This window comes from Dellaglioa sp. CoH-55-MRSF-8, assembly GCF_056782195.1.
In genome coordinates this window covers 1-275 of the sequence record NZ_JBXAYH010000187.1, presented here as the reverse complement: position 1 = coordinate 275, position 275 = coordinate 1, and the positions used below count along the sequence as shown (strand labels likewise).

Here is a 275-nt window from a genome sequence, read left to right as displayed (position 1 = left end):
GACTAACCGCTACGGAGTAAAACGAAATGAACGCAATTACCAAATTTCACGAAATGAAAGGCCCGCTGGCTGCGCTGCGCGCCGCCGGGTACGATGCGCGTACGCTGCAAGACGGCACTATCGAGGTGTCGGACCCGGTACGCACGACACACGGCATTGTCTACAAAAACGTGGATTTGAAGACGCCGCGCGACGTGTACAAGTTTCTGATGGACCGCAGCTAATGCGACGCGCGCTCAAGCCAATCGACGCGGCCCCTATCCGGGCCGTGTATC

General features: G+C 57.8%; 1 protein-coding gene. It reads left to right on the top strand.

The window, feature by feature from the left end:
* The first annotated feature begins 26 nt into the window (after window positions 1–26).
* Window positions 27–224 (top strand): hypothetical protein, encoded by a 198-nt coding sequence (locus AC1RPW_RS08435; protein ID WP_289900953.1) that lies wholly within the window; start codon window positions 27–29, stop codon window positions 222–224.
* Window positions 225–275: the final 51 nt, after the last annotated feature.